Annotated in this window: 28 protein-coding genes; 17 read left to right on the top strand and 11 right to left on the bottom strand. The window is 60.3% G+C overall.

The genetic code is table 11. The features are described from left to right. Positions 1 to 57: 57 nt before the first annotated feature. Both ACSQ3F_RS12820 and ACSQ3F_RS12815 read left to right on the top strand, forming a co-directional pair. Entirely contained in the window at positions 58 to 939 is an 882-nt protein-coding gene (locus tag ACSQ3F_RS12820; protein ID WP_436100561.1) for a hypothetical protein, read from the top strand. Between the two features lie 224 nt (positions 940 to 1,163). Continuing rightward, entirely contained in the window at positions 1,164 to 2,096 is a 933-nt protein-coding gene (locus ACSQ3F_RS12815) for a ribose-phosphate pyrophosphokinase (protein ID WP_037127174.1), read from the top strand. Between the two features lie 25 nt (positions 2,097 to 2,121). On the opposite strand, the gene ACSQ3F_RS12810 is transcribed toward ACSQ3F_RS12815, so the two are convergent. From ACSQ3F_RS12810 to ACSQ3F_RS12800, 3 genes are all read right to left on the bottom strand, one after another. After that, a complete protein-coding gene (locus ACSQ3F_RS12810; RefSeq protein ID WP_436100560.1) occupies positions 2,122 to 2,502 on the bottom strand; it encodes a DUF779 domain-containing protein in 381 nt (126 codons plus the stop codon). A gap of 151 nt (positions 2,503 to 2,653) precedes the next feature. Then, positions 2,654 to 4,162, bottom strand: a complete 1,509-nt coding sequence (gene adh / locus ACSQ3F_RS12805) for an aldehyde dehydrogenase (protein WP_436100559.1) — start codon at positions 4,160 to 4,162, stop codon at positions 2,654 to 2,656. A 180-nt stretch (positions 4,163 to 4,342) separates the two neighbouring features. Next, positions 4,343 to 5,290, bottom strand: coding sequence for a helix-turn-helix domain-containing protein (locus ACSQ3F_RS12800; protein ID WP_436100558.1), 948 nt, complete (start codon positions 5,288 to 5,290; stop codon positions 4,343 to 4,345). 180 nt (positions 5,291 to 5,470) lie between these two features. Between ACSQ3F_RS12800 and ACSQ3F_RS12795 the strand changes: the two genes are divergently transcribed. From ACSQ3F_RS12795 to ACSQ3F_RS12750, 10 genes are all read left to right on the top strand, one after another. Then, positions 5,471 to 6,655, top strand: a complete 1,185-nt coding sequence (locus ACSQ3F_RS12795; RefSeq protein ID WP_436102137.1) for a benzoate/H(+) symporter BenE family transporter — start codon at positions 5,471 to 5,473, stop codon at positions 6,653 to 6,655. Positions 6,656 to 6,851: 196 nt separating this feature from the next. Further along, positions 6,852 to 7,439, top strand: coding sequence for a TetR/AcrR family transcriptional regulator (locus ACSQ3F_RS12790; RefSeq protein WP_436100557.1), 588 nt, complete (start codon positions 6,852 to 6,854; stop codon positions 7,437 to 7,439). Positions 7,440 to 7,552: 113 nt separating this feature from the next. Continuing rightward, the gene (locus tag ACSQ3F_RS12785; protein ID WP_436100556.1) at positions 7,553 to 8,287 is read left to right on the top strand and encodes an SDR family oxidoreductase; all 735 of its coding nucleotides are present in this window, start codon (positions 7,553 to 7,555) and stop codon (positions 8,285 to 8,287) included. 48 nt (positions 8,288 to 8,335) lie between these two features. Next, on the top strand, positions 8,336 to 8,725 hold the full coding sequence (locus ACSQ3F_RS12780) for a nuclear transport factor 2 family protein (RefSeq protein WP_436100555.1): 390 nt from the start codon (positions 8,336 to 8,338) through the stop codon (positions 8,723 to 8,725). Between the two features lie 62 nt (positions 8,726 to 8,787). Then, positions 8,788 to 9,153 carry a DoxX family protein gene (locus ACSQ3F_RS12775; protein WP_436100554.1) on the top strand — a complete coding sequence of 122 codons (366 nt, stop codon included), beginning with the start codon at positions 8,788 to 8,790 and terminating at the stop codon, positions 9,151 to 9,153. 306 nt (positions 9,154 to 9,459) lie between these two features. Beyond that, positions 9,460 to 10,068, top strand: a complete 609-nt coding sequence (locus ACSQ3F_RS12770; RefSeq protein WP_436100553.1) for a 50S ribosomal protein L25/general stress protein Ctc — start codon at positions 9,460 to 9,462, stop codon at positions 10,066 to 10,068. 231 nt (positions 10,069 to 10,299) lie between these two features. Then, a complete protein-coding gene (locus ACSQ3F_RS12765; RefSeq protein ID WP_436100552.1) occupies positions 10,300 to 12,681 on the top strand; it encodes an EAL domain-containing protein in 2,382 nt (793 codons plus the stop codon). Positions 12,682 to 12,701: 20 nt separating this feature from the next. Continuing rightward, a complete protein-coding gene (locus ACSQ3F_RS12760) occupies positions 12,702 to 13,418 on the top strand; it encodes a substrate-binding periplasmic protein (protein ID WP_436100551.1) in 717 nt (238 codons plus the stop codon). A 237-nt stretch (positions 13,419 to 13,655) separates the two neighbouring features. Next, entirely contained in the window at positions 13,656 to 14,369 is a 714-nt protein-coding gene (gene pth / locus ACSQ3F_RS12755; RefSeq protein ID WP_436100550.1) for an aminoacyl-tRNA hydrolase, read from the top strand. A gap of 2 nt (positions 14,370 to 14,371) precedes the next feature. Continuing rightward, positions 14,372 to 14,833 carry a GNAT family N-acetyltransferase gene (locus tag ACSQ3F_RS12750; RefSeq protein WP_436100549.1) on the top strand — a complete coding sequence of 154 codons (462 nt, stop codon included), beginning with the start codon at positions 14,372 to 14,374 and terminating at the stop codon, positions 14,831 to 14,833. A 12-nt stretch (positions 14,834 to 14,845) separates the two neighbouring features. On the opposite strand, the gene clpS is transcribed toward ACSQ3F_RS12750, so the two are convergent. The 3 genes from clpS to ACSQ3F_RS12735 all read right to left on the bottom strand — a co-directional run bounded on the left by clpS (position 14,846) and on the right by ACSQ3F_RS12735 (position 15,892). Next, positions 14,846 to 15,157, bottom strand: coding sequence for an ATP-dependent Clp protease adapter ClpS (gene clpS / locus ACSQ3F_RS12745; RefSeq protein WP_436100548.1), 312 nt, complete (start codon positions 15,155 to 15,157; stop codon positions 14,846 to 14,848). Positions 15,158 to 15,236: 79 nt separating this feature from the next. Next, complete coding sequence (locus ACSQ3F_RS12740) at positions 15,237 to 15,638, bottom strand: type II toxin-antitoxin system VapC family toxin (protein ID WP_436100547.1); 402 nt, start codon at positions 15,636 to 15,638, stop codon at positions 15,237 to 15,239. Further along, complete coding sequence (locus ACSQ3F_RS12735) at positions 15,635 to 15,892, bottom strand: AbrB/MazE/SpoVT family DNA-binding domain-containing protein (protein WP_436100546.1); 258 nt, start codon at positions 15,890 to 15,892, stop codon at positions 15,635 to 15,637. Before ACSQ3F_RS12735 ends, ACSQ3F_RS12740 begins: the two co-directional genes overlap by 4 nt. A 136-nt stretch (positions 15,893 to 16,028) precedes the next feature. Between ACSQ3F_RS12735 and ychF the strand changes: the two genes are divergently transcribed. From ychF to ACSQ3F_RS12715, 4 genes are all read left to right on the top strand, one after another. After that, positions 16,029 to 17,132: a redox-regulated ATPase YchF gene (ychF, locus tag ACSQ3F_RS12730; protein ID WP_436100545.1), complete on the top strand. Its 1,104-nt coding sequence runs from the start codon at positions 16,029 to 16,031 to the stop codon at positions 17,130 to 17,132. Positions 17,133 to 17,227: 95 nt separating this feature from the next. Then, entirely contained in the window at positions 17,228 to 18,676 is a 1,449-nt protein-coding gene (locus tag ACSQ3F_RS12725; RefSeq protein ID WP_436100544.1) for a hypothetical protein, read from the top strand. Between the two features lie 71 nt (positions 18,677 to 18,747). Then, the gene (locus tag ACSQ3F_RS12720) at positions 18,748 to 19,203 is read left to right on the top strand and encodes a MaoC family dehydratase (RefSeq protein WP_436100543.1); all 456 of its coding nucleotides are present in this window, start codon (positions 18,748 to 18,750) and stop codon (positions 19,201 to 19,203) included. Continuing rightward, the gene (locus ACSQ3F_RS12715) at positions 19,200 to 19,667 is read left to right on the top strand and encodes a MaoC family dehydratase (RefSeq protein WP_436100542.1); all 468 of its coding nucleotides are present in this window, start codon (positions 19,200 to 19,202) and stop codon (positions 19,665 to 19,667) included. The genes ACSQ3F_RS12720 and ACSQ3F_RS12715 overlap by 4 nt, the downstream gene beginning before the upstream one ends. A 9-nt stretch (positions 19,668 to 19,676) precedes the next feature. Here ACSQ3F_RS12715 and ACSQ3F_RS12710 read toward each other — a convergent pair whose 3' ends face one another. Further along, complete coding sequence (locus ACSQ3F_RS12710; RefSeq protein WP_436100541.1) at positions 19,677 to 20,222, bottom strand: adenine phosphoribosyltransferase; 546 nt, start codon at positions 20,220 to 20,222, stop codon at positions 19,677 to 19,679. Between the two features lie 170 nt (positions 20,223 to 20,392). After that, positions 20,393 to 20,803, bottom strand: coding sequence for a DUF4168 domain-containing protein (locus ACSQ3F_RS12705; RefSeq protein ID WP_037127154.1), 411 nt, complete (start codon positions 20,801 to 20,803; stop codon positions 20,393 to 20,395). A 299-nt stretch (positions 20,804 to 21,102) separates the two neighbouring features. Between ACSQ3F_RS12705 and ACSQ3F_RS12700 the strand changes: the two genes are divergently transcribed. After that, positions 21,103 to 21,288 (top strand): DUF1059 domain-containing protein, encoded by a 186-nt coding sequence (locus tag ACSQ3F_RS12700; protein WP_349435133.1) that lies wholly within the window; start codon positions 21,103 to 21,105, stop codon positions 21,286 to 21,288. Between the two features lie 17 nt (positions 21,289 to 21,305). Here the strand turns inward: ACSQ3F_RS12700 and ACSQ3F_RS12695 are convergent, their stop codons facing one another. From ACSQ3F_RS12695 to ACSQ3F_RS12685, 3 genes are read right to left on the bottom strand one after another with little or no spacing between them, the layout of a single operon-like run. Next, the gene (locus ACSQ3F_RS12695) at positions 21,306 to 22,556 is read right to left on the bottom strand and encodes a CCA tRNA nucleotidyltransferase (RefSeq protein ID WP_436100540.1); all 1,251 of its coding nucleotides are present in this window, start codon (positions 22,554 to 22,556) and stop codon (positions 21,306 to 21,308) included. After that, positions 22,553 to 23,185, bottom strand: coding sequence for a CoA pyrophosphatase (locus ACSQ3F_RS12690; RefSeq protein ID WP_436100539.1), 633 nt, complete (start codon positions 23,183 to 23,185; stop codon positions 22,553 to 22,555). The genes ACSQ3F_RS12695 and ACSQ3F_RS12690 overlap by 4 nt, the downstream gene beginning before the upstream one ends. Then, entirely contained in the window at positions 23,182 to 23,805 is a 624-nt protein-coding gene (locus ACSQ3F_RS12685) for a DUF1285 domain-containing protein (RefSeq protein WP_436100538.1), read from the bottom strand. The genes ACSQ3F_RS12690 and ACSQ3F_RS12685 overlap by 4 nt, the downstream gene beginning before the upstream one ends. Between the last annotated feature and the right edge of the window lie 32 nt (positions 23,806 to 23,837).

The raw sequence follows: 23,837 nt of genomic DNA, 5'->3' as shown, positions 1-23,837 counted from the left end.
GGAGCAAGGTGGGGGCCTTGATCACTCCGTCGCCCGAGGAAACCGGACGGTAGAACGATGCGCAAATCGATCATGCTCATTGCAGGCCTTGGAATTGCTGCAGCCCTCTCGGGCTGCAACAGCATGGACGATCTGACCCCGCAGGTCGACGTCGGTGGTGGTACCTTCCGCTCCCCGCCCGTCAACCAGGCCGATCTCGATTCCATGTCGCAACAGACCGTTGAGGTCCCTCCCCAGGCGACGACACCGGTGCAGAGCACGCAGTTCGCTTCGCCCGTGCAGGAGGGCTTTGTCGAGGGGCCGAGCGGCACTGTTCTGGCCCAGGGCGACGCTGAATATACAGATCCGCCCGGATCTCTGGACGCGCAGGCCGGGCGCCTCCAGCAGGGACAGGTCCCAGCGCAGCAGCGGGTGGCGCGCCGCGCCGTCATCGCAGAATCGACCGAGACGACGTCTCTCGACGAAGCCGCCCCGGCCGAGCAGGTACAATCCGCAGCGCCCCTTCGTACCGCAGAGGAGACGCCTGAGGTCCAAAAACCGCAGAAGGCAGCCGCAATCGCCCCGGCAACAGCGGCCGGAACCATCCGCTTCCTGCCGATCATTGGCGCCCCCGTCGAGGCCGTCACGCCGCTGTCGAAACAGCTCGGCAACGAGGCGCGTTCGCATGGCCTGACGATCAAGAGCGCATCCGATACCAGCAGCCAGCACATCCTAAAAGGCTATTTCTCGGCGCTGAAAGACGGCGAGAAGACGACGGTCGTCTATGTCTGGGACGTACTCGACGGTTCCGGCAACCGGCTGCACCGCATCCAGGGACAGGATACGGTCGATGCCACCGCCGCCAATCTCTGGTCGGTGGTGCCGCCGCAAACGATGCAGACGATCGCCACCAGGACGATCGCCGAATACCTGAACTGGCGTGCAAGAAACGCCGGTTAGCGTTGCCGGACGGCTCCGATTGCCTGCCTGCAGGTGGCGAATTTCGCCCGTAAAGCCACGCCGGTGGAAAACTTTTTAGGATAAACCGCGCTGCAACGCGGCAATCCTCTTGCATTCAAAGTCAAGGGCGTTATGAAGCGGCCATCGGCTTGGGACGATCGAGACCCCGGCTGGCTTACGGAATTTGCGCGGTAGCGACCCGCGCCAGCACAGGCGGACCATCGATGAAGGTTTTCGCAGGCAACTCGAACCGGCTGCTCGCCGAAGCGATCTGCAATTATCTCAACCTGCCCCTGGGCAAAGCGACCGTCAGACGGTTTGCGGACCAGGAAATCTTCGTGGAAATTCAGGAAAACGTGCGCGGCGAGGACGTTTTCGTCGTCCAGTCGACATCGTTTCCGACCAACGACCACCTGATGGAACTGCTGATCATGATCGACGCCATGCGCCGGTCCTCAGCCCGCCGCATCACCGCCGTCATCCCCTATTTCGGCTATGCCCGCCAGGACCGCAAACCCGGTCCGCGCACGCCAATCTCGGCCAAGCTGGTCGCCAACCTCATCACCGAGGCCGGTGCTGACCGCGTGCTGACGCTCGACCTTCATGCCGGCCAGATCCAGGGTTTCTTCGACATCCCGACCGACAACCTCTACGCCGTGCCTATCCTGGCGCGCGACGTGAAGGAAAACTACGATCTGAAGAACGTCATGGTCGTATCGCCCGACGTCGGCGGCGTCGTGCGTGCACGTGCGCTTGCCAAGCGCCTCGACTGCCAGCTGGCGATCGTCGACAAGCGCCGCGAACGCGCTGGCGAGTCCGAAGTCATGAACGTCATCGGTGATGTCACCGGCAAGGACTGTCTGCTGATCGACGATATCGTCGATTCCGGCGGCACGCTCTGCAACGCCGCCGAAGCGCTTCTGAAGAACGGCGCGACGAGCGTCACCGCCTATATCACCCACGGCGTTCTTTCCGGCGGCGCGGTTGCCCGCGTGACCTCGTCGAAGCTGAAGGAACTGGTGATCACCGATTCCATCCAGCCGACGACGGCGGTGCAATCGGCCCACAATATCCGCGTCATCTCGACCGCCAGCCTGATCGGCGAAGCGATCAACCGCACCAGCCAGGAAGAATCGGTTTCCAGCCTGTTCGATTGATCAGGCGGCGCGGCGGTGCAAAGGCTCACCGCGACAGGGGAATGGCGCAGGCTTCGCCGCCGGAAAACAGGCGGGAGCGCGTGAGGAACCGCCGCTCGCGGCCGTTGTCGAGCGAGAACATGCCGCCCCTACCGGGCACGACATCGATGATCAGTTGGGTGTGTTTCCAGACTTCGAACTGGCTGGCGCTGATATAGACCGGCACGCCGCCGATCTCACCAAGTTTTACGTCATTGTCGCCGACGATGTATTCGTCTGCCGGGTAACACATGGGCGACGAGCCATCACAGCAGCCACCGGACTGGTGAAACAGGATATCCGGATGGTCCTGCTGGATTTCTTGAATGAAGGCGAGTGCCGCGTCGGTGGCAAGGACACGGGGCTGGCCGTCGGTGGTGTCGGTCATGGTCGTTCCTTCTGGACCGCCTGAAATTGACGGCGGGCTCGAGCAAACTCGCTCCCCCTTGTGGGGAGGATTGGGGGGGCTTCGTTTTCTTAAGAAAGTACCCCTCCCCTCCGCTTCGCTCCGACCCTCCCCACAAGGGGGAGGGTTAAACTCAGAAGAAACCCAGCGCCTTCGGGCTGTAGCTCACCAGCATGTTCTTGGTCTGCTGGTAGTGATCGAGCATCATCTTGTGGGTTTCGCGGCCGATGCCGGACTGCTTGTAGCCGCCGAAGGCCGCATGGGCCGGATAGGCGTGGTAGCAATTGGTCCAGACGCGGCCGGCCTGGATGTTGCGGCCGAAATTGTAGCAGCGATTGGCATCGCGGCTCCAGACGCCCGCGCCGAGGCCGTACAGCGTGTCATTGGCGATTTCGAGCGCTTCGGCATCGTCCTTGAAGGTGGTCACGGACACGACCGGCCCGAAGATCTCCTCCTGGAAGATGCGCATCTTGTTGTGGCCCTTGAACACCGTCGGTTTGACGTAGAAGCCGCCGGCGAGTTCGCCTTCGAGCGTATTGCGCTCGCCGCCGATCAGCACCTCGGCGCCTTCCTGGCGGCCGATGTCCAGATAGGACATGATCTTTTCCAGTTGTTCGCTCGAAGCCTGGGCGCCGATCATCGTTGCCATGTCAAGCGGGTTACCCTGCTTGATCGCCGCGACCCGTTTGACCGCCTTTTCCATGAAGCGATCGTAGATCTTCTCATGCACCAGCGCGCGGCTTGGGCATGTGCAGACCTCGCCCTGGTTGAGCGCGAACATTGCAAAGCCTTCCAGCGCCTTGTCGAGATAATCGTCGTCCTCGGCCATCACGTCAGCGAAGAAGATGTTCGGCGACTTGCCGCCCAGTTCCAGCGTCACCGGAATGAGGTTCTGGCTGGCATATTGCATGATCAGCCGGCCGGTCGAAGTTTCCCCGGTGAAGGCCACCTTGTTGATGCGCGGGTTGGTGGCGAGCGGCTTGCCGGCCTCGAGGCCGAAGCCGTTGACGATGTTCAGCACGCCCGGTGGCAGGAGATCGCCGACCAGTTCGATCCAGACGAGGATCGAGGCAGGCGTCTGCTCGGCGGGCTTCAGGATGACGCAGTTGCCAGCGGCAAGCGCGGGCGCCAGCTTCCAGGCTGCCATCAGGATCGGGAAGTTCCAGGGAATGATCTGGCCAACGACGCCGAGAGGTTCATGGAAATGATAGGCGATGGTGTCGTGGTCGATCTCGCCGATCGAGCCTTCCTGGGCGCGGACACAGGAGGCGAAATAGCGAAAGTGATCGATGGCAAGCGGCATGTCGGCAGCCATGGTTTCGCGCAGTGGCTTGCCGTTGTCCCAGGTCTCGGCACGCGCCAGAAGCTCGATATTGTCTTCCATGCGTTGCGCGATCTTCATCAGGATGTTGGCGCGCTCCGTCGTCGACGTGCGGCCCCACTTATCCTTGGCAGCATGAGCGGCATCGAGCGCCAGCTCGATATCGGCAGCCTCGGAGCGGGCGATCTGGCAGAGCACGCCGCCGGTGACCGGGGTGGTGTTGTCGAAATAGCGGCCGCTCACCGGTTCGCGCCATTCGCCACCGATGAAGTTGCCGTATTTCTCCCTGAACGGGTTTTCGACGATTTTCTGGTGCAGCATGTGATTTCTCCTCCTGAAACAGACTCCAACAATCTGCTGGGAGGAAAGGTGCGCCAGAACGGCGCAAACGGATAGGGAGGCGGTGCGCGCCGGGGCGGGCAAGTGTATCAGATGTGCGACAGCCGAATGGCACGAAGCATGCTGCAGCGCGGCAACAACGCCGCGCTGGCATCCGGCCGGTCAATGGATCGAGAGCTTTTTCATTTTCCGGTAGAGCGTCGCCCGGCTGATGCCGAGCGTATCAGCAGCCAGAGAGACGTTGCCATTGACGCGCGACAGGACACGGCGAAGCGCGGCGCGTTCGGCATCGAAAAGATCCTCGCCCTGCCCCACCGGCGCCTCATCGAGCAAGTCGGCGGCCGGAACGCCGGCGGCAATGCGCCGATCGTCGAGATTGAGCCGGAGACGCGCCGCCCGGGTCGCGCCAAGCACGAGGTCATCCCGGTCGATGGCGAGCAGCGCCGGGCTGCTCTTGCCATCGGCAGGCACCAGCAGGATACGGGCACCGTTGAACGCGCGGCGGAAGAGATTTGCCTCGATCCGGGCGGCAGCGTCGCGCACCGCCTGCGACATCAGCAACATCGCCATCTCTCCGGCGTCCTCGCGGCAGGTCGAGATATCGATCGCGGCGGCAATCCGGCCGCAATGATCGCGGATCGGTGCGGTCGCGCAGATGAGGCCCGTATTGCAACTGAGGAAATGCTGGTCGCGCTGAATGACGACGGCGCGCTCGTCGGCGATCGCCGTGCCGATGCCGTTGGTGCCGACGCTCGCCTCGCTCCAGACGGTACCGGACCAGAGGCCAAGCCCGCGAAAATCCTTGTCGTCGCCCGCTGCACCCCGCCGCTCGAGGGCAACACCGTTGCCGTCCGTGAGCAGCAGGCAACAGCCTGCCTTGCCGACCGTTGAAAACAGCCGGTCGAGTTCACCTTGCGCCTCTTCGATCAGGTGCCCGGACTTTTCCCTCGCCGCGAGAAACTCACGCTCCGACAGCCGCAGCGGCGAACGGGCTTCCTCCGGAGAAAGGCCGTGCACCGTCAGACACCGGCGCCAGGATGCCGCTACGGGCGAACTGGCTGCCGCCGACGTATGTTGTGCGACAGCGTGAACATGATCTGAATGATTCATCGGCTCTCCTCCCCGAGGGCTGACGCTAACATCACTATAGGCATATTCGGCGAAACGTCCACCTGGACAAAGGTCAAATGCAAATCGGGCGAAATCGCCAGTTGCATGGTCTTGCATGAAGATGACGATGTGATAGGCAGCTTTGCCGTCTTCATCCAACCCGTCATGGTTTCCCGCGCAATGCTTCGTGAATTCTCGCTCCAGAGCCTTTTCATGGGCCTGCTCACCGCCTTTGTCGGTTTCGCCAGTTCCTTTGCCGTCGTCCTGCACGGACTGACGGGCGTCGGCGCGACTGAGGCGCAGGCAGCGTCAGGGCTGATGGCGCTGTCGGTGTCGATGGGACTGTGCGCGATCGTGCTTAGCGTCGCGACCCGGCTGCCGGTCAGCATCGCCTGGTCGACGCCGGGGGCGGCGCTGCTGGCAAGCTCCGGCGTGGCGGCGGGCGGCTTCAACACGGCTGTCGGCGGCTTCCTGATCTGCGGCGTGCTGATCATTCTGGCCGGTCTCTGGAAACCGCTCGGCCGCGCGGTCGCGGCAATTCCTGCGCCGCTGGCGAATGCCATGCTGGCCGGCGTTCTGATCGGGCTCTGCTTCGCGCCGGTCAAGGCGGTCGCCTTCAATCCGCTGTTCGGGCTGCCGATCGTTCTCGCATGGGTGATCGTCGGCAGCGTCAACCGGCTGTTTGCGGTTCCCGCGGCCCTTCTCGCATTCGCTCTGGTGCTCGCCTTCGGCGTCGATATGCCGGCCGATGCCATGGCGCGAGTTTCGGCGACGTTCATCCCGCACATCGAATGGGTAAGCCCAAGCTTTACCCTCGCCGGCCTCGTCAGCATCGCGCTGCCGCTGTTCATCGTCACCATGGCCTCGCAGAACATTCCGGGCATCACTGTGCTCAGGGTCAACGGCTACGAGCCGCAACCCGGGCCGCTCTTCACAACGACAGGCATCTTTTCCATCCTGAGCGCGCCCTTCGGCGGCCACGCGGTCAATCTCGCCGCGATCACGGCGGCGATGTGCGCGGGCGAGGATGCGCATCACGATCCGTCCCGGCGCTACTGGTCGGCAATCATCGCCGGTACCGGGTATGTGGTCTTCGGCTTGCTCGCCGCGGCCGTCACCGCCTTCGTCAGCCTGGCGCCGCCGATCCTCATCCAGGCTGTCGCGGGTCTCGCCCTGGTCAGTGCCTTTGCCGGCTCGGCAATGGCAGCCTTCAAGGAGCAGGATAGCCGCGAAGCCGCAGCCGTCACGTTTCTGGTAACTGCATCCGGGGTCAGTTTTGCAGGAATCTCGGGTGCCTTCTGGGGCTTGGCTGCCGGCGGTCTCATGCTCGCACTCGCCCGGTTCACCCGATCACGCGGACGCTGATTAGGACGGTCAAACCTTGAAAGATGCCGCGCCTGACGTGTAGATTCGATGCCCCCAACGGTGTGTTTAAGCGCGGTTTTGCCCCACCATAAGCACCAAGTCTTGACTTCCAAACCGCCACAAACTTCTGTCTCTGAATGACATTTGGCGGTATGTGTCAAACAGAATACCTACTCATTTTAGCGTGGAGGAAATCTTGGGTCTCCGGGAAGACAAGAAGGATCGCACTCGGACGCAGCTGCTTGAGGCAGGGCTGGACTTGATCCACAAGCGCGGGTTCGAGGAAACGACCGTTGCCGATATCGCTGCCGCAGTCAGCGTTTCGCCGCGCACCCTGCTGCGTTATTTCCCGACCAAGGAAGATGTTATCGTCAGCTGGGTGCAGGATGGCATGACGATCATCCGGGCGGAACTGAGGGAGCGGCTCAGGTCGGAGCCGCCAGTTGGAGCACTTCTTGCCTCAGCGCGCGCGATGCTCGCGGATTTCGACGAGAAATCTCGTTTCTTCCTGACCATCGAGACGACGATCCGCTCCAACAGGAGCATTTCCGCGCGAAAGGAACAGATGATCGCTGAGCTGATCGATGAAGTCGCTCATATTCTCGCCTCACCGGAAAGACCGGCTCCGCTGCCCGGGATTGTTGCCTATACGATCGCGGGAACCGTTTTCGCGCTCATTCGGGCGACGATCAGCAGCTGGGTGGAAGAGGCAGCGGGGGTGTCGCTCCCAGATATCTTCGACCAGGCCGCCAGTGTCGTACATTTCGATAATAGTGTCACTTAGTGACATTTGTCATTGACAGACATAAAATTCCATGCGATCCCAGCATGCGCTGCTAAGCAGCTTCATTGCAAAAATGCGTTGCCCATGCGGGGCACGCTTGCTGGAGATATGGAATGTCCACACATGAAAAGATTGCGCTCGTAACTGGCGCGACCCGCGGTCTTGGCGTTGAAACGGTTCGCCAGCTTGCGCGGAACGGGGTGTTTGTCCTTCTGGGCGCACGCGATCTTGCAGCTGGCCAGGAGAAGGCTGAAGCACTGCGCGCCGAGGGGTTGGCGGTCGAAGCAATCGAAATCGACCTCATTCGACCGGAAACGATCGAGGCTGCTGCATCAACCATCGGAGACCAGTTCGGCAGGCTGGACATCCTCGTAAACAACGCCGGAATCCTGCTTCTCGACACAGACGATTTTCCGAGCGTCGCCGCGCCACAAACCCTGCGCGAAACGCTCGATGTCAATTTCATCGGTACGGTGCTCGTGACACAGAAAATGCTGCCGCTCATCCGCAAGGCGAGCAACGGGAGAATCGTGAACGTATCAAGCAGCGTGGGGTCTCTTTGGTGGAACGGCGATCCGGGCAATCCATCGCCCGATGTCAAATGGCTTGGCTATGCCGCCTCCAAGGCGGCGGTCAACATGCTGACCATCCAGCTTGCCTTCGAATTGCGCGACACACCCATCAAGGTGAATTCAATCTGCCCCGGCTATGTCATGACGGATTTGAATAGAGGCGGCGGCTACGTCACGATCGAGGACGGTGTTCGGGCATCGGTCAGGTATGCCTTGCTGAACGATGCAGGACCCACCGGCCAATTTTTCAACGCTGACGGACCAATCAACTGGTGATGGCCGGAGACACTGCCCCTCTTACCCTCCACTCAAGGAGTATGAACAGTGAAACCGTCTATTAGTGACGTCGTTGAGGTCAATCAAATCCTATCGCTGTGGGGACACCTTGTAGACAAGCGTGCGTGGGACCGGTTCGGTGAAGTCTTCACCGAGGATGCCTACTTTGACTCGAGCGTTTTCGGATTTGCCCCCGTCACCGGAATTGCAGCGATCTGCCATATGGCAAGCCAGGAAGGTCACGCCAAGGCTCATCACTCGACAAACTTGTATGTCCAGGAAGGCCCAAACGACGAGATCGAGGCAGAGTCGAAAGGCCTTGGCTTGCTGTCGGACGGCTCGGTCGCGAGTGTTACCTACACTGATAGGCTTCGGCGGACACCGGACGGCTGGCGTTTGGCGAGTCGCGTGCTCGCTCTGCAACCCGTGTCGCGCTGAAAAGCGCGCCACGTTTACTGTCAGCCTGTTCCTGACAGCAATTATGCAAAGAAAGACCTTCCATGCCTAGAATTTATTGGGGAAACGTTCTCGCTTGGCTGCTTGCAGCATTCTTCCTGGTTGGGGCCTACGGGAATACCTTCGTCACTGGTGAGATTGCCGCAGACTACGCCCGGTGGGGTTATCCGGAAAGCTTTCACTATCTAACGGCATTCTTGGAATTCATGGCTGCTGTCATGCTGATCCTCAGACCTCTCCGCCTCTACGGATCACTGCTCGGGAGTGTTGTCATGCTGGCCGCAGTGGGGACGGTGATGTTCCATGGAGAGTATACTCATGGAGTTCCCCCCTTCGTTGTCCTGAGTGTTTGCGTGTTAGTTGCTATCCTGACGGTTAGATCGAGTCCATCACCGCAGCATCGATCTTAAACCCGGCTGCTGTGTCTGAAGAAAGTATGGACCTTGGAAAATCAAAGTCCGGTTGTGGCGGCGCTAGGCAGCCGGTCCGAACCCTTTATGAGTTTACGCCCTTTAGAACTTATGGCTCGCCACTTTCAGGCGGGTTTTCCGGCAAAACCGGCTCTTGCTTGCATTTCGCGGCGTTCTCGGTTATGGACGCGCGTCCGCGCAGACACCCTTGGAGGCAAACGCGGATGAGGCGGTCAAAGGCCTCGGTTCATCCTGGCTTTACAGATAAGCGGATGAGCTCTCCAAAAACACCAGAAAGGTACTGCCATGAGCCACGCATCCTACGAGCTCAAGGCCGAAACGCGCGAACGGGTTGGTAAGGGGTCCTCCCGTGAACTTCGCCGCAACGGTCTTATTCCTGCTGTCATCTACGGTGACAAGCAGACACCGATTTCCATCGCCCTCTCCACGAAGGAAGTCACCCTGAAGATTCACGCCGGTGGTTTCATGACCACGGTCGCCACAATCGACGTTGGCGGCGAGAAGATCCGCGTCCTGCCGAAGGACTACCAGCTGGATCCGGTCCGTGACTTCACCATGCATGTCGACTTCCTGCGCGTGACCAAGGACTCGACGGTCACCGTCGAAGTTCCGGTTCACTTCGTCAACGAAGAAAAGTCCCCGGGCCTCAAGGTCGGCGGCGTTCTGAACATCGTTCGCCACGAAGTCGAACTGGTCGTTGCCGCCGACGACATTCCGGAATTCCTGACGGCCGACCTGACCGGCCTGAAGCTCGGCGACGGCATCCACATCTCGGACATCAAGCTGCCGAAGGGCGCGACCCCGGTCATCACCGACCGCGACTTCACCATCGCCACCATTGCCACCCCGGCCGGCGGCGTATCGGAAGCGGAAGAAGAAGCCGCATCCGAATAATCGGCGCTTTCAAAGCTCGATCGACGGCCCGCCCCACCTCTCGTGGGGCGGGCCTTTTTGTTGCTCGCCATCAGCCACGCCATTTCGCGTCGTTGCAACCGCAGCTACAATTTTTCATCTAGGGGTTTCAGCAACATTTAAGACTTTCGTGATGTGTTGTTGTCGGGGCAGACTTCAGCATACGAGAATCCGAATGGGACGTGAGACTAGCAACGCGACCGAGTGCGTCCGATGATGCATTCCGTCGAAAATCGTTTTATCGCCATCGTCTGTGGTGCGATGCTCACCTTCATCGCCCCTCTGATCGTGCTTCTTCTGACCTTGTCGTCAGAACGTGTCGCCCGGGAACGGCTGCAAAACGTCCAGATCCTCATGGAGGCGGGTGCCCAGGCGCTCGGAAAGCCTCTCTGGGACTTCGACACCGACGGTATCGAGCAGATCGCCAAATCGCTGATCGCCAACGCCGATGTCCTGTGGGTGCATGTCGAGGATAGTTCCGGATCCATCTCCGTGCGGATTCCCCCCGGCCCAGTGGATACAAGCGTACCGCATACGACGATTTCAAAGGAAATCCTCTACAATTCGCAGGACGGTGAAAAATCCGTCGGCACCGTGGAGATCTGGGTGTCCGCACCCGGCACGCTCTCACGTTTCAGCAAGGACGAACTGATCGTTTTCGTCATCCTGGTCGTTGCCGTCGGCATCGTCTTTGCCTCCGCCATCATCGGCAATCGCATCACCGTGATCCGGCCGCTGATGCGCCTGACGGCCGCCATCGAAGCCACGCGGCGGCTCGGTTCGCGCCACCACGTGGACTGGACGTCGGACGATGAAATGGGCACACTCGCCCATAACTTCAACGAGATGCAGAGCAGGCTGGAGCGCGAGGAGACGGAACTGAAGCTGGCGCACGGTCGCGCGACGGATATCTACAATCTGACGCCCTCCATGCTGTTCTCGCTCGATCCCGCCAATTGCATCACCGCCGTCAGCGACTACTGGCTGATCGCGACCGGTTACAGCCGCGATCAGGTGATCGGACGTACCTTCACCGATTTCGTCGACGAACACTGGCACGAGACCTACCGCGCGCGCCGCAGCAACGGCAACGCCACGCATGCCAATATCTGCGAAGTCACCGTCCCGTTCATCAAGGCAAACGGCGAAACGATGACGGTGCTCATTCTCGAGATGAAGAGCGCCACAGGCGACGAACACGGCGGCCTCTCCCTGTCCGTCATGACCGACGTCACGGAGCTCAAGCAGGCCGAAAGCCGCAACCACGCGCAGGCGATCACCGATCACCTGACCGGCCTTCTCAATCGCCAGGGCTTCGAAGCAGCACTCGATGATGCCATCCGCAACGCCGACGAAACCGCAACGCAATTGGCCTGCATCTTCATTGATCTCGACCGGTTCAAGTGGATCAACGACAATTTCGGCCACGCCGCCGGTGATGAGGTGCTGCGCCAGGTCGTCACCCGCGTCCGCACGACACTGCGCCCGGACGACACCATGTCGCGCCTCGGCGGCGACGAATTCGCCATTCTGGTCAATGCAGAGCAAGTCGAAGCTCTGGCAAGCGAGATCGGCGACCGCATCTGCGCCAGTCTGCACGAGCCGATCCCCGTCGAAGGAGCGGAGCTTTCGGTGAGCGCCAGCATCGGCATCGCGCTTTATCCCATTCACGCAGCCAACGCCGCAGAACTGCTCCTGAAATCCGACATGGCCATGTATGCCCGCAAGCGCGACGGCAAGAACGGCATGCTCGTCTTCGATACCAGCATGCTGGACAGTGCCCGCGAACGCCACGAGATGGAACAGAACATCGAGGCCGGTTTGAAGGAAGGCTGGTTCGAAGCCTACCTGCAGCCGATCGTCAGCCTCTGCGACGGCCGCATCGCAGGCTTCGAAGCGCTGATGCGCCTGAACCATCCGGAAAAGGGCATCCTGCCGCCGGGCAAGATCATCAGCATTGCCGAGGAAACCGGCTCAATCGCCCGCATCGGCGAACGCGTGCTGGAAAAGGCGGTTGGCCATCTTGCGCGGCTGACCCAGCTCGAAGGGACGGAGACGACCTATCTTGCCGTCAACTTCTCGCCGCTCCAGTTCGAGGAAACGTTGCCGCACAAACTCGCAGCCCTGCTCCTGAAACACCACATCTCCCCTGCCCGGATCGTCATCGAGATCACCGAAGCCGTGCTGATGCTTGACAATCCGGACGTCCACGCCGTGTTGAAGCAGCTGAGCGAATTCGGCTGCCGCATCGCGCTCGACGATTTCGGAACGGGCTATTCCTCGCTCAGCTACCTCAACCGCTTCCCCGTCGATATCGTCAAGGTCGACCAGTCCTTCACCCGATCGCTGACGACGGGAACCGCCGATGTCCGCCGCAAGAGCCGGATGCTGATCAAGGGCATCCGCACCATTTCCCACCAGATGGGCTGCACCGTCGTTGCCGAAGGCATCGAGACGAAGGAGCAGTGGGCGCTTCTGCGCAAACTCGGCCTGGATTACGGCCAGGGTTACCTTTTCAGCCGGCCGATGCCGATCGAAAATATGTTACTGATGTTGGAAATGGAATCAGAAGCGAAGGCCACCCACCGCGCATGACGAAAACGAGAAAAACAGATATGAGATATTTCGCCTTCGCGCTCGCTTTTCTCCTGTCGGGTACCGTGCAGGCAGAGACGCTCAAATTACTGACGGAGGAATATCCGCCCTATAATTTCAGCGAAAACGGCGCGGTCAAAGGAGCGTCGGTCGAGCAGGCCGAACTGATGATGAAGGCGCTCGACACGGAGTATTCCCTCACGGTTCTTCCTTGGGCGCGTGCACTGTCTCTGACGGAAAACCAAACTTGGACCTGCCTGTTCACCACCGGCCATGACGACGAGCGCGACAAGCGTTTCAAATGGGTGGAACCCCTGCTCGTCGATCACATGGTGATGGTGCGCAAGGCGGGGTCCGGCGTCAATCCGGCCAATATCGAGGAAGCCAAACGCTTCACCGTCGGCAGCCAGCGCGAGGATTTCTCCGCCGACTATCTGAAAAAGAACAACTTCCCCAAGATCGATCTCGCCGCCGATATGGAGACGACGGAGAAGAAGCTGTTGAGCGGACGCATCGATCTGATGATGACCTCGGAAAAAACCTTCGAAGCCATGCGGAATCAGGGCAAGGCGCTCGAATCCGCGCTCATTCTTGAAGGCAAGCTATACGGCTTTGCCTGCAATCTCGGCCTGCCGGACGAACTGGTGGCAAAGATGCAGGCGCAACTCGATAAGCTGATTGCCGACGGCACGCAGGATCATATTTTTGCCAAGCATGGCCTTCAGTCAAAAAAATGAGCCTGTCTCGGCACTATCGGTGAAATCGTCGGTGTCGCCTGCAATCTGCAGGTTCCCGGCAGCACTATCGCGAGCATTCAGGCCGAACTGGACAGGCTGATCTTTAAAGGCAAACAGGCCGCGACCTACGAGACATATGGCCAGCCGGGAAAATAACGGCTTGTCTTCGACAGACGGTTGACTTCCGGGCCCCGACGCGGTGCAAGACAGCTCTGTCCGACTGGTAGAGATATATCCATGCTGATTTTCGCAGGTCTCGGTAATCCCGGCCCCCAATATGCCGGCAACCGCCACAATATCGGCTTCATGGCCGTCGACGCGATGCAGCGGCGGCACGGTTTTTCGCCCTGGTCCAAGAAGTTCAAGGCGCTGGTCTCTGAAGGCGAGATCGGCGGCGAGCGCGTGCTTTTGATGAAGCCGCAGACCTTCATGAACCTGTCGGGCGAAGCGGTCGGCGAAGCCATGCGCTTCTACAAGCTGGAACCGAAGGACATTCTGGCGATCTACGACGAGCTCGACCTCTTGCCCGGCAAGGCCCGCATCAAGACCGCGGGCGGTCACGGCGGCCACAACGGCATCAAGTCGCTCGACGCCCATTGCGGCAAGGACTATCGCCGCCTGCGGCTCGGCATCGGCCATCCCGGCTCGAAGGAACAGGTGCACAACCACGTGCTCGGCGATTTTGCCAAGGCCGATCGTGTCTGGCTGGAACCGCTGCTCGACGCGCTCGCCGACAACGCGGTAATGCTGGTCAAGGGCGAGGATTCGCAGCTTCTGAACAAGCTGGCGCTCGCCACCGGCAGCAAACCGGAGCCCGAGCAGACACCATCGAAACCGGCTGGAAAATCCCACATCCGCCAGGCCCGCAACAGCGCGCAGCCGAAGAAACTGCCGACAACCGGACCGATGGCAGACATGCTGAAGAAGCTGTTCGGCGACAAGGGCGAATAGCCATGCCGGCTGGTGACTTCGCCATCCGCCCGGCAGAGGAGAACGATCTGCCGCCGCTGCTTGCGCTCTACCACCATCTCCATCCGGATGATCCGGAGATGGAGCCGAACCTTTCCATCGAGCGCTTCGCCGAGATGCTGGCCCATCCCGGTATGACCATCTTCGTTGGCGTCTCGGGCGAGACGATCAGTTCCACGGTCACCCTGATCGTCATTCCCAACCTCACCCGCGGCGGCCAGCCCTATGCGCTCGTCGAAAACGTCGTCACTGACGCTCGGTTTCGCCAGCGCGGCCACGCCGGAGCGCTGATCCGGCATGCCTTCGAACACGCCTGGCAACAAGGCTGCTACAAGGTGATGCTTATGACCGGCTCGCAGGACCCGGCAACGCTGAAATTCTATAAGGGCTGCGGCCTCGTGCAAGACAAGACCGGCTTCCAGATCAGGCGCCCGGTGGGCAGCTGAGGCGCGAAGAGATCACTCCTCCGGCTCCGTCGTGAACATCAGCGGAAAGCCCGCCTGCTTGCCGAGATCGGTCGCTTCCTTGGCCTTCGTCTCGGCAATGTCGCGGGCGCAGACGACGATAACGCAGACGCCGAGCTTGTGGGCGGTCATCATCATCCGGTAGCCGGTCTCCTCGCTCATCCGAAACACGGCCTTCAGCACCATGATGACAAACTCGCGCGGCGTATAGTCGTCGTTGAGAAGAATGACCTTATAGAGCTTCGGCCTCTCCAGCTGCGGCTTGGTCTTCGTTTTCGGCTTGAGTGCTGTGTCGTTGTCCGCCATCGGTAATCCACCATTGATGACATGGAAAGCGGCGCAGGTATCCATACAAATCCACGCGAACAGTTGAAACGACGCAATTTTATTCCGTCGCGAGCAGTAGGAAATCCTGGCCGGTTCTTTGGAGAATGGCGGCCGCTTTTCTATCGAACGTCGCGAAGGTCTCGCCGCCTAGTCTTTGCCCCTCCAAAACTATGATGCCATCCGCAAAATCTCCACCGGCGTCCATGAAGGCAAGGCCGTTGGCAACGGCAGCGCGATCCAGGATGACAGTGCCTACCTTGGCCAGATACTCGATAGCCTGCTTGAGCTCTGACACTCTGAACTTATATAGCCTTCTGAGAACCCAAACCATCTCGCAAAGCGTCTGATTTGAGATAACGACCTCATGAGATCGCAATATTTCCTCCGCTTTCGGGCTTTCGATTGGATGGTCTCGCGTAAACATTCTGATCAGAATATTCGTATCGACGACGACTTTCAAAGTTTGACCTCGCCCGCCCATCCGGCCTCGATCGCTTCGTTTATTTCGTCTATCGAATAGGTCCTGTCAGCCTTGTGAGCGAACATTCCGAACAGGCTTTCGATCGGCAGCCTGCGTTCGACCGCGTGAATGCTGCCTTCGCCCTTCGGCAAAAGGTCAATCTCGATATCATCTCCTGGCTTGACGCCGAAATGATCAAGCACTTCCTTCTTGAGTGTCACTTGACCTTTGGCGGTAATTTTCAGTTTTACCATAGAGCGACCTCCTGACCAGAAAGTAAGGCAGTTTTGCCTTACTTTCAACAAGGCCTGTTATGTTGCCGGGCCTTGACCCGGAAGAGCCATTCCCCCATAGGCAGGGCAAAGTTTTTCAAAATATGGACAAGGTGCCATGGGTTTCAAATGCGGTATCGTCGGACTGCCGAATGTCGGCAAGTCCACTCTCTTCAACGCGCTGACCAAGACGGCGCAGGCGCAGGCGGCAAACTATCCGTTCTGCACCATCGAGCCCAACACCGGCGAAGTGGCCGTGCCTGACGCGCGCATGCGCACGCTTGCCGATGTCGCCAGGTCCAAGGAACTGATCCCGACCCGCATCTCCTTCGTCGATATCGCCGGCCTCGTGCGCGGCGCCTCGAAGGGTGAAGGGCTCGGCAACAAGTTCCTCGCCAATATCCGCGAAGTCGATGCCACCGTGCATGTGCTGCGCTGTTTCGAAGATGACGATATCACCCATGTGGAAGGCCGCATCAATCCGGTCGGCGATGCCGAGACGATCGAGACCGAGCTTATGCTCGCCGATCTCGAAAGCCTTGAGCGCCGCACCGAGCAGACCCGCAAGCGCGCCGCCTCCAAGGACAAGGAATCGATGACGCTGCTGCCGGTCATGGACGCAGCCCTGAAGCTGCTCCAGGACGGCAAGCCGGCGCGCACGCTGCTGCCGACGCTGGATGCCGAAGAAAAGAATATCCTGCAGGGCCTGAACCTTCTGACCGCGCACCCGGTCCTCTACGTCTGCAACGTCGCCGAGGGCGACGCTGTCGCCGGCAATGCCCACACCAAGGCGGTCGAGGAAATGGCCAAGGCGCAAAATGCCGAAACCGTCGTCATCTCGGCCGCGATCGAATCCGAAGTCGCGCAGCTTCCGGAGGAGGAAGCCCGGGAATTCCTCGAGGCGCTCGGTCTCCATGAAGCCGGTCTCGACCGGCTGATCCGCGCCGGCTACAAGCTGCTCGACCTCATCACCTATTTCACCGTCGGCCCGAAGGAAACGCGGGCCTGGACGATCGAGCGCGGCACCAAGGCGCCGGGGGCGGCCGGCGTCATCCACTCGGACTTCGAACGCGGCTTCATTCGCGCCAATACCATCGCCTATGACGACTACATCGCCTTCAACGGCGAAACCGGCGCCAAGGAAGCCGGCAAGGCGCGCGACGAAGGCAAGGAATATGTCGTCCAGGACGGCGACGTGATCCACTTCCGCTTCAACACCTGATTCTTAGGATTACTTCCTCGCCGGCCATTGGGGACGCTTGCCGTCGCCATGGCCGGCTATATGTTGCCTGCAGACATATTTTGAGGAGTTTTTTGATGCGCCTGATTCCCGCACTACTGCTCTCCACCGCGCTCGTTACGCAACCGGTCCTGGCGGCGGAAATTACCCATGAGGGCGCCGAGCAGCTCGAGCAGAAATTCACCTCCTATCTGCCGGAAAAGCTGGCGAAATCTGGCCTGGTCAAGGTCCGGCCGGGCACCACGGATTACGAAGTCACTTTCGATCCGACAGTGCTTCTGAAGGATGTCGATCCGAAAACCTTCAGCATTTCCGGCCTGAAACCCTTCCTGTCGCTGATCCGCCCGCTGGAGGACGGATTGTGGAATTTCTCCCAATCTGCCGACCTCGATGTGAAGGGGCAATTCACCGCCGGAACCGAGAAGACGGATTTCAGCTACAAGATCAACGCCTTCCGCATGGACGGCATCTACGATCCCGATATTCTCTATTTCAAGTCCGCTGAAATGACGGCCGACGGCATCTTCATGACGTCGAAATCCCCTGCGCAATCGGTCGAAGCGCACTTCAGCACGATGAAGTCGATCATCGACAGCAAGCGGGCAACAGCCAATACCATCGATATCCGCTCCAACGCGGCTATGGGTTCTTTCGCGGAGACCGTCATCGATGCGGCCCAAACACGGATCGATCTTTCTGCAGACAGCGTCACCGCTGACGTCGCTCTGAACGGCTTGGCCTACAGACCGCTTCAAGACATGATCTTTTTCGTGCTCGACAACGTCAAAACGAACAAGATTGCGCCTGAGAAGCAGGCGCAGTTCAAGGAACTTTTCCGCGCGAACCTGCCAATGTTCGACGCGTTGCTGGAATCCATCGACGTGACCAACCTCAAGGTCGCCACTCCCACAGGCACCTTCGGCGCGGAGACCTTGCGCTACACAATCAATTCGAACGGCCTGAAAGATGGTGCAAAGGCCGGCTTCGGTATCGTCCTCGACAAGCCGTCTGTTCCACCCGGTGTCGTGCCGGAGGCGTTCATCGCAGCATTGCCGGAGACGGTTACCTTTCGCGCCTCCTTCGAAAACCTCAACCTATCAAGCGGCATCGGCTATTTCCTGGACCATGCCGATTTCAACGCCGAAAAACCCCTGACAGACGAGCAATCAGCCGCAGCTGGCCGTATCTTCCTTCCAGGTGGTGCGCTGACGATGAGATATGAGGATGTCTCTGCCCGCTCGTCCGTCTACGATATCGGCCTCTCGGGTACCACGACCCTCTACCCTGAACAGAAGGGGCGCCAAAACACCGACATCACAGTCTACGCAAGGGATTTCGACAAGACGATTTCCTATCTGCAGCAGAATGCCCAGGCCGTACCACAGTTCGGACAAGCGGCGTTTGTGCTCCTGATGGTCAAGGGGTTCGCCAAGACAGAATCCGATGGACGGCAGATGTGGAACGTCGTGGTCGATGAGAGCGGCAAGATGACAATCAACGGCCAGGAACTGGCGATGCCGCATTGACATCGTGACCTCCCTTTAGTTTCCAGCGACAAACCGGGATGCTAAGACGCTCGACAGGAGGACTTCTGCTCATGCTTCATTTCGAGGATTTTCCGGCCGGAACACGGTTCGAGTTTAAGCCCGTGACGGTCAAGGCCGAGGATATCGTCGCCTTTGCCGCGGAATTTGATCCGCAGCCGATGCATCTGTCGGAAGAGGCCGGCAAGGCGAGCATTCTCGGCGGGCTTGCGGCCTCCGGCTGGCACACGAGCGCGATCATGATGCACATGCTTTGCGGCAGCTATATTCACGAGACGGCATCCGAAGGCTCGCCCGGCGTCGACAGCATGGAATGGAAGAAGGCGGTACTGGCCGGCGACACGCTTTCGGGCGTCTGTACGGTCGTCGAAGCGCGCGTCTCCCGCTCGAGGCCCGAGATCGGTATCGTGCGGCTAAGAGCCGTGGTAGCCAACCAGCGGGGGGAAACAGTGGCGATCTGCGACTACGCCAACATGATCCGCTGCCGGCAGGCGGGAGCCAAGGCATGAAGCTGTCTGACCTTCATCCCGAGGGCACAAGGGAAATGATCGGCACCGTCACCTTTGCAGCCGAGGACATTATCCATTTCGCGGAAAAGTTCGACCCGCAGCCGTTCCATCTCGATATGGAGGCAGCCAGGAAGTCGCTCTTCGGCGGTCTTTGCGCCTCCGGCTGGCACACTTGCGCCGGCTGGATGAAATGCTTCGTACCCTATTGGATGGGCGAAATGCAGCGGCTGGCGGCGGAGGGGATAACCGCCCCGAAGCTCGGCCCCTCGCCCGGCTTCCGAGACATGCGCTGGCTGCGGCCGGTCTTTGCCGGCGATGTGATCACCTATTTCGTCACGTTCGTTGCGGCCAAGGATCTGGAATCCCGGCCAGGATGGCGGATCAACACCATCCTGTGCGAGGGCGAGAACCAGACCGGCGAGGCCGTGATCCGGTTCGAAAGCAAGGTGATCGAGTTTCCCTGACGCGCGAACTCAGTGACCTTCGAACTCGATCAGCGTCAGCACCTTGACGCCCAGTGCCTCGAGTTTCTTGCGGCCGCCGAGTTCCGGCAGGTCGATGATGAAGCAGGCGGCGACGATGTCGGCACCCATCTGCTGCAACAGCTTGGTCGCGCCCTCTGCGGTGCCGCCGGTGGCAATCAGGTCGTCGACCAGGATGACCTTGTCGCCTGGCTTGATGGCGTCGCGGTGCATCTCCATCTCGTCGATGCCGTATTCGAGACTATAGGCGATGCGCACCGTATCATGCGGCAGCTTGCCCTTCTTGCGGATCGGCACGAAACCCGACGACATCTGGTGCGCCATCGCGCCGCCCAGGATGAAACCGCGCGCCTCGACACCGGCAACCTGGTCGATCTTCGTGCCGGCGAAGGGATGGACCAGTTCGTCGATCGCCCGGCGAAACGCGCGCGGGTTGCCGAGAAGCGTGGTGATATCGCGGAACATGACGCCGGGTTTCGGGTAATCCGCGATGTTGCGGATGGAGGCGATCAGTTCCTGCTGGAGAGAAGAGCTCATGATGGAAGGCATGCCTTTGCGGACGTCTTTAAGGAGACGAAGGCATAGCATCAAAGCCGGACATTTCTATAGTGGTTTCTTGGGCGGCAGTCCGCCGAGGGCCGTTTCCAGCCGGCCGGCGCCGCTGGAGCAGGACCGAATTTGCGCCCTGCTCCCATGGCCGCCCGTTTTTACTGCGCGGGCGCCGTTGTCTTTAGTTTTTCCTGCACCTTCTTGGCAACTTCGGGATTGGTCTGCGCCGCGGTGATGATGGTTTTGTATTTCTCAAGCGACATGTCGGGCGATTTTTCGACCGCATTGATCATCTGCTTGTTGGCTTCGTTCTGAAGCTTCTGTTTGGCCGTCGCGTCCTTTTCCGAGCCGATCTTGGCGGCATAGTCCTGCCGTACCTTGTCGACCTGCAGATAGGCGACGGCGAAGGCCTCGATCTGTTTGTCGCTGATAGCAGCGGGCGCAGTACCCTGCATCGGCTGCGTGGCTTGCGGTTCAGAGGCCCCTTGGGCAAAAGCCGGCGAGTTGATGACGATCAGGCTCAGTGCGGCAGCGGTCAGCGCTGCCACCGGCATGTGGCGTTTAGTCATATGCTTTCCTTCCTTTAGTCAGTCTCAAGGCGGCATTTCACCACCTTTCCGGAGCGGATAACCCCGCAGCCAAGGTAAGGACGGATCGGGCGACAATGTGACTACGAGAAGGAAGGTTCAAGGCCATGTCGAGACCGGGCCACCCGCGGCTTGCCTCTATTGCGATGGGCAGGACGCCTGAAACGTGAACGCGACCTGCACAATCGAGGAACCATTCGACGGCATTTCCGGTTATAGTAGACGGCATTTCGCTTGCCGGACGAGCCCCAAGCGAAAGGCCAAACGCAAGGAGGAGCATCATGCGATTGTTTGAATGCGGGACCCTCGTGCCCGGCTGTGACTGGCACACCCGCGCCGACAGCGACGCCGAAGTCGTCCGCCGCGCCGTCGAGCACATGCGCCAAGCACACGGCGAAACCCTTATCCGCGAAAACATGGTCGACAATATCAAGGCCCGCATCGTCGACGAAACGAAGGCAGCCTGACGTTCAGACCATCGCTTTCAGACCATCGATTGAAGCCGGGCAACAAGCGTTGCCCGGTCGGCATTGAAATTGCCCTCCACCCACTGATCCTCAAGCGTCGCCAGAACTTCGCCGACCCGCGGTCCGGCGGGAATTCCGGCGGCAACCACGTCGGCACCGGTTAAAGGAAACACCGGCTTCTGCCAGTTTTCCGTTTGCCCCAGCAATCCCCAAAAGCGTGCCGTTTCAGGGAGTTGAGACGGATCGTTTTCCGACTTCTGCCGCGACGAGGCGAGAGCGAGCCTCAGGCTGGTATCGAGGCCGTCTGAACCATGCCGATAGAGCAGCCGGGCGAAAGCCGTATCCGCGATCACGGCCGGCAGACGCGGTGCTTTCGCCCATGCTGCGAGGAAGGCCGCTTCCGCTCTCGAAAGGCGCAGCCGTTTCGCCATCGCTTCCAGCCGCTCCGCATCCGGCGGCACAATGGCTGCGAGCCGCAGCAGGGGTTCGGGCTGCCAGCCGAATGCCTGTTCGGCGGCAATCAGGCCCGGGATGGCGTCGATGCCCCATTTTTCGCTTTCCGGCAGAATTTCGCTGAGCACGCCCGCCTGGCGCATCCACAACAGCGCCCGGCCGGGATCTCTGGCTGCCAGCAGTTTCTTCATCTCCGACCAGACCCGCTCCGCCGAAAGCGTCGCCAGTTTGGAGCGCGCCTGCGCACAGGCGCGAAGGCCATCCGCGTCGGGGCGGCCCGAGCCGTAATGAGCGAAGAAGCGAAAGAAGCGCAGCACCCGCAGATAATCTTCCGCCACACGCTCGGCAGCATTGCCGATGAAGCGGATATTGCGTTTCTCGATGTCGGCGAGACCCCCGACGAGATCGATCACTTCCCCCTTGGCATTGGCATAGAGCGCATTGATCGTCAGATCCCGACGCTCGGCATCAACTTTCCAATCCGTGCCGAAGGCCACCTCGGCGCGGCGGCCGTCAGTCTCGACATCGCGGCGCAGTGTCGTTACCTCGAACGGTGCGCCCTCGATGACCAGCGTCACCGTGCCATGATCGATGCCCGTCGGGACCGATTTGATGCCGGCTTTTTTGGCCCGGGCGACAATCTCGTCCGGCAGGAGCGTCGTTGCCATGTCGATATCGGCGACAGGAAGCCGCATCAGGCTGTTGCGCACGGCTCCGCCAACGACGCGGACCTCGCCGCCATCGGCATTGAGGAGATTGAAGACGCGCGTCAGCGCAGGCGCCGAAAACCAGGTTTCAGCGGCAACGGAGGTCATGCATAAAGCCTTTCGTACAACATACGGACGATGCCGGCAGTAATGCCCCAGATGTTCCGGTCGCCATAGGGCATGCGGTAGAAATGCCGCTCAGCGCCCTGCCAGGTGGCACGGCCGCGGCCGTGGTTCTTGGGGTTCATCAGAAACGACAGCGGCACCTCGAAGACGGCATCGACCTCTTCCGGATTTGGTACGAGATTGTAGCCCGGCTGGACGATGGCAAGGACCGGCGTGATGCGGAAACCGGACATCGCCATGTAGTAAGGCAGCCGACCGACGGTCTCGACAAAACGCCGGTCGAGGCCGATCTCCTCCTCGGTTTCCCGCAAGGCCGCGCGCTCCGGCGTATCGTCCTCCGGATCGATGGCGCCGCCGGGAAAGGCGACCTGACCGGAATGTTTGCGCATGGTTGCGGTGCGCTGGGTGAAGATGACGCGGGCTTCATCGCCGTCGTCGATAACCGGCACGAGGACGGCGGCGTCCTTGAGCGTCAGCGTTTCGAGATGGGGTATCACATCAGGATTAAGCAGGAAGTCGCCATGCTCGCGCCAAGCGTCCTCCACCGGGCTGCCGGATTGGCTGAGCGCTCGGCGGCGAAAATCACCGGCTGAAAACAGGACATCCGTCATATCGACAGCGCTTCCAGTTCCTGGACAGGCATGACCGCAAAGACCGCACCGCCGGAGCGGACGGCAAACATCTCGACCCGGTCGATCGTCTCCGTCTCGCCAAGTTCGACCAGATCATACATCACGGCACGCGAAACCAGCGCTTCCAACCCTCCGCGCACATGCAGATAGGGTTTCAATTCGCGGTTTTCGCCATGGATGACGAAACGCAGCGCATGCTCCGGCCCCGCTTCGACAACGTCCCCGACATTGGTGCGGAAGGTCAGCACCTGCTTACCCTCCCTCTGTGTCATATTCATCTCGACGGCGACGAAAGGTGCGTCAGCGATGCGAATGCCTACTTTTTCCACAGGAGTTACGAGATAGGTCTTGCCGTCCTCGTCCTTGCGCAGGACCGTGGAAAACAGCCGGACCAGCGGCTGCCGGCCGATCGGCGTGCCCATATAAAACCAGGTGCCGTCGGCGCGGATTTCCATGTCGATATCGCCGCAAAAGGGCGGATTCCACCGGTCGACGGGTGGCAGTCCCTTGTTTTGTCCGCCTGCCTGACCGGCAGCGCGCATGATCAGCGCCGCGAGGCCTGCCGCGTCGCCGGTCTGATGTATTTGGGCTTCCGCCATCGTTCCGTCCCGTTTGGCCCTATTCTTGCGTA

Source organism: Pararhizobium sp. LjRoot238 (assembly GCF_964252955.1).
Taxonomy (GTDB): Bacteria; Pseudomonadota; Alphaproteobacteria; order Rhizobiales; family Rhizobiaceae; genus Pararhizobium.
The sequence above is the reverse complement of the archived record's forward strand: the minus strand, read 5'-3'. Positions and strand labels throughout refer to the sequence as shown.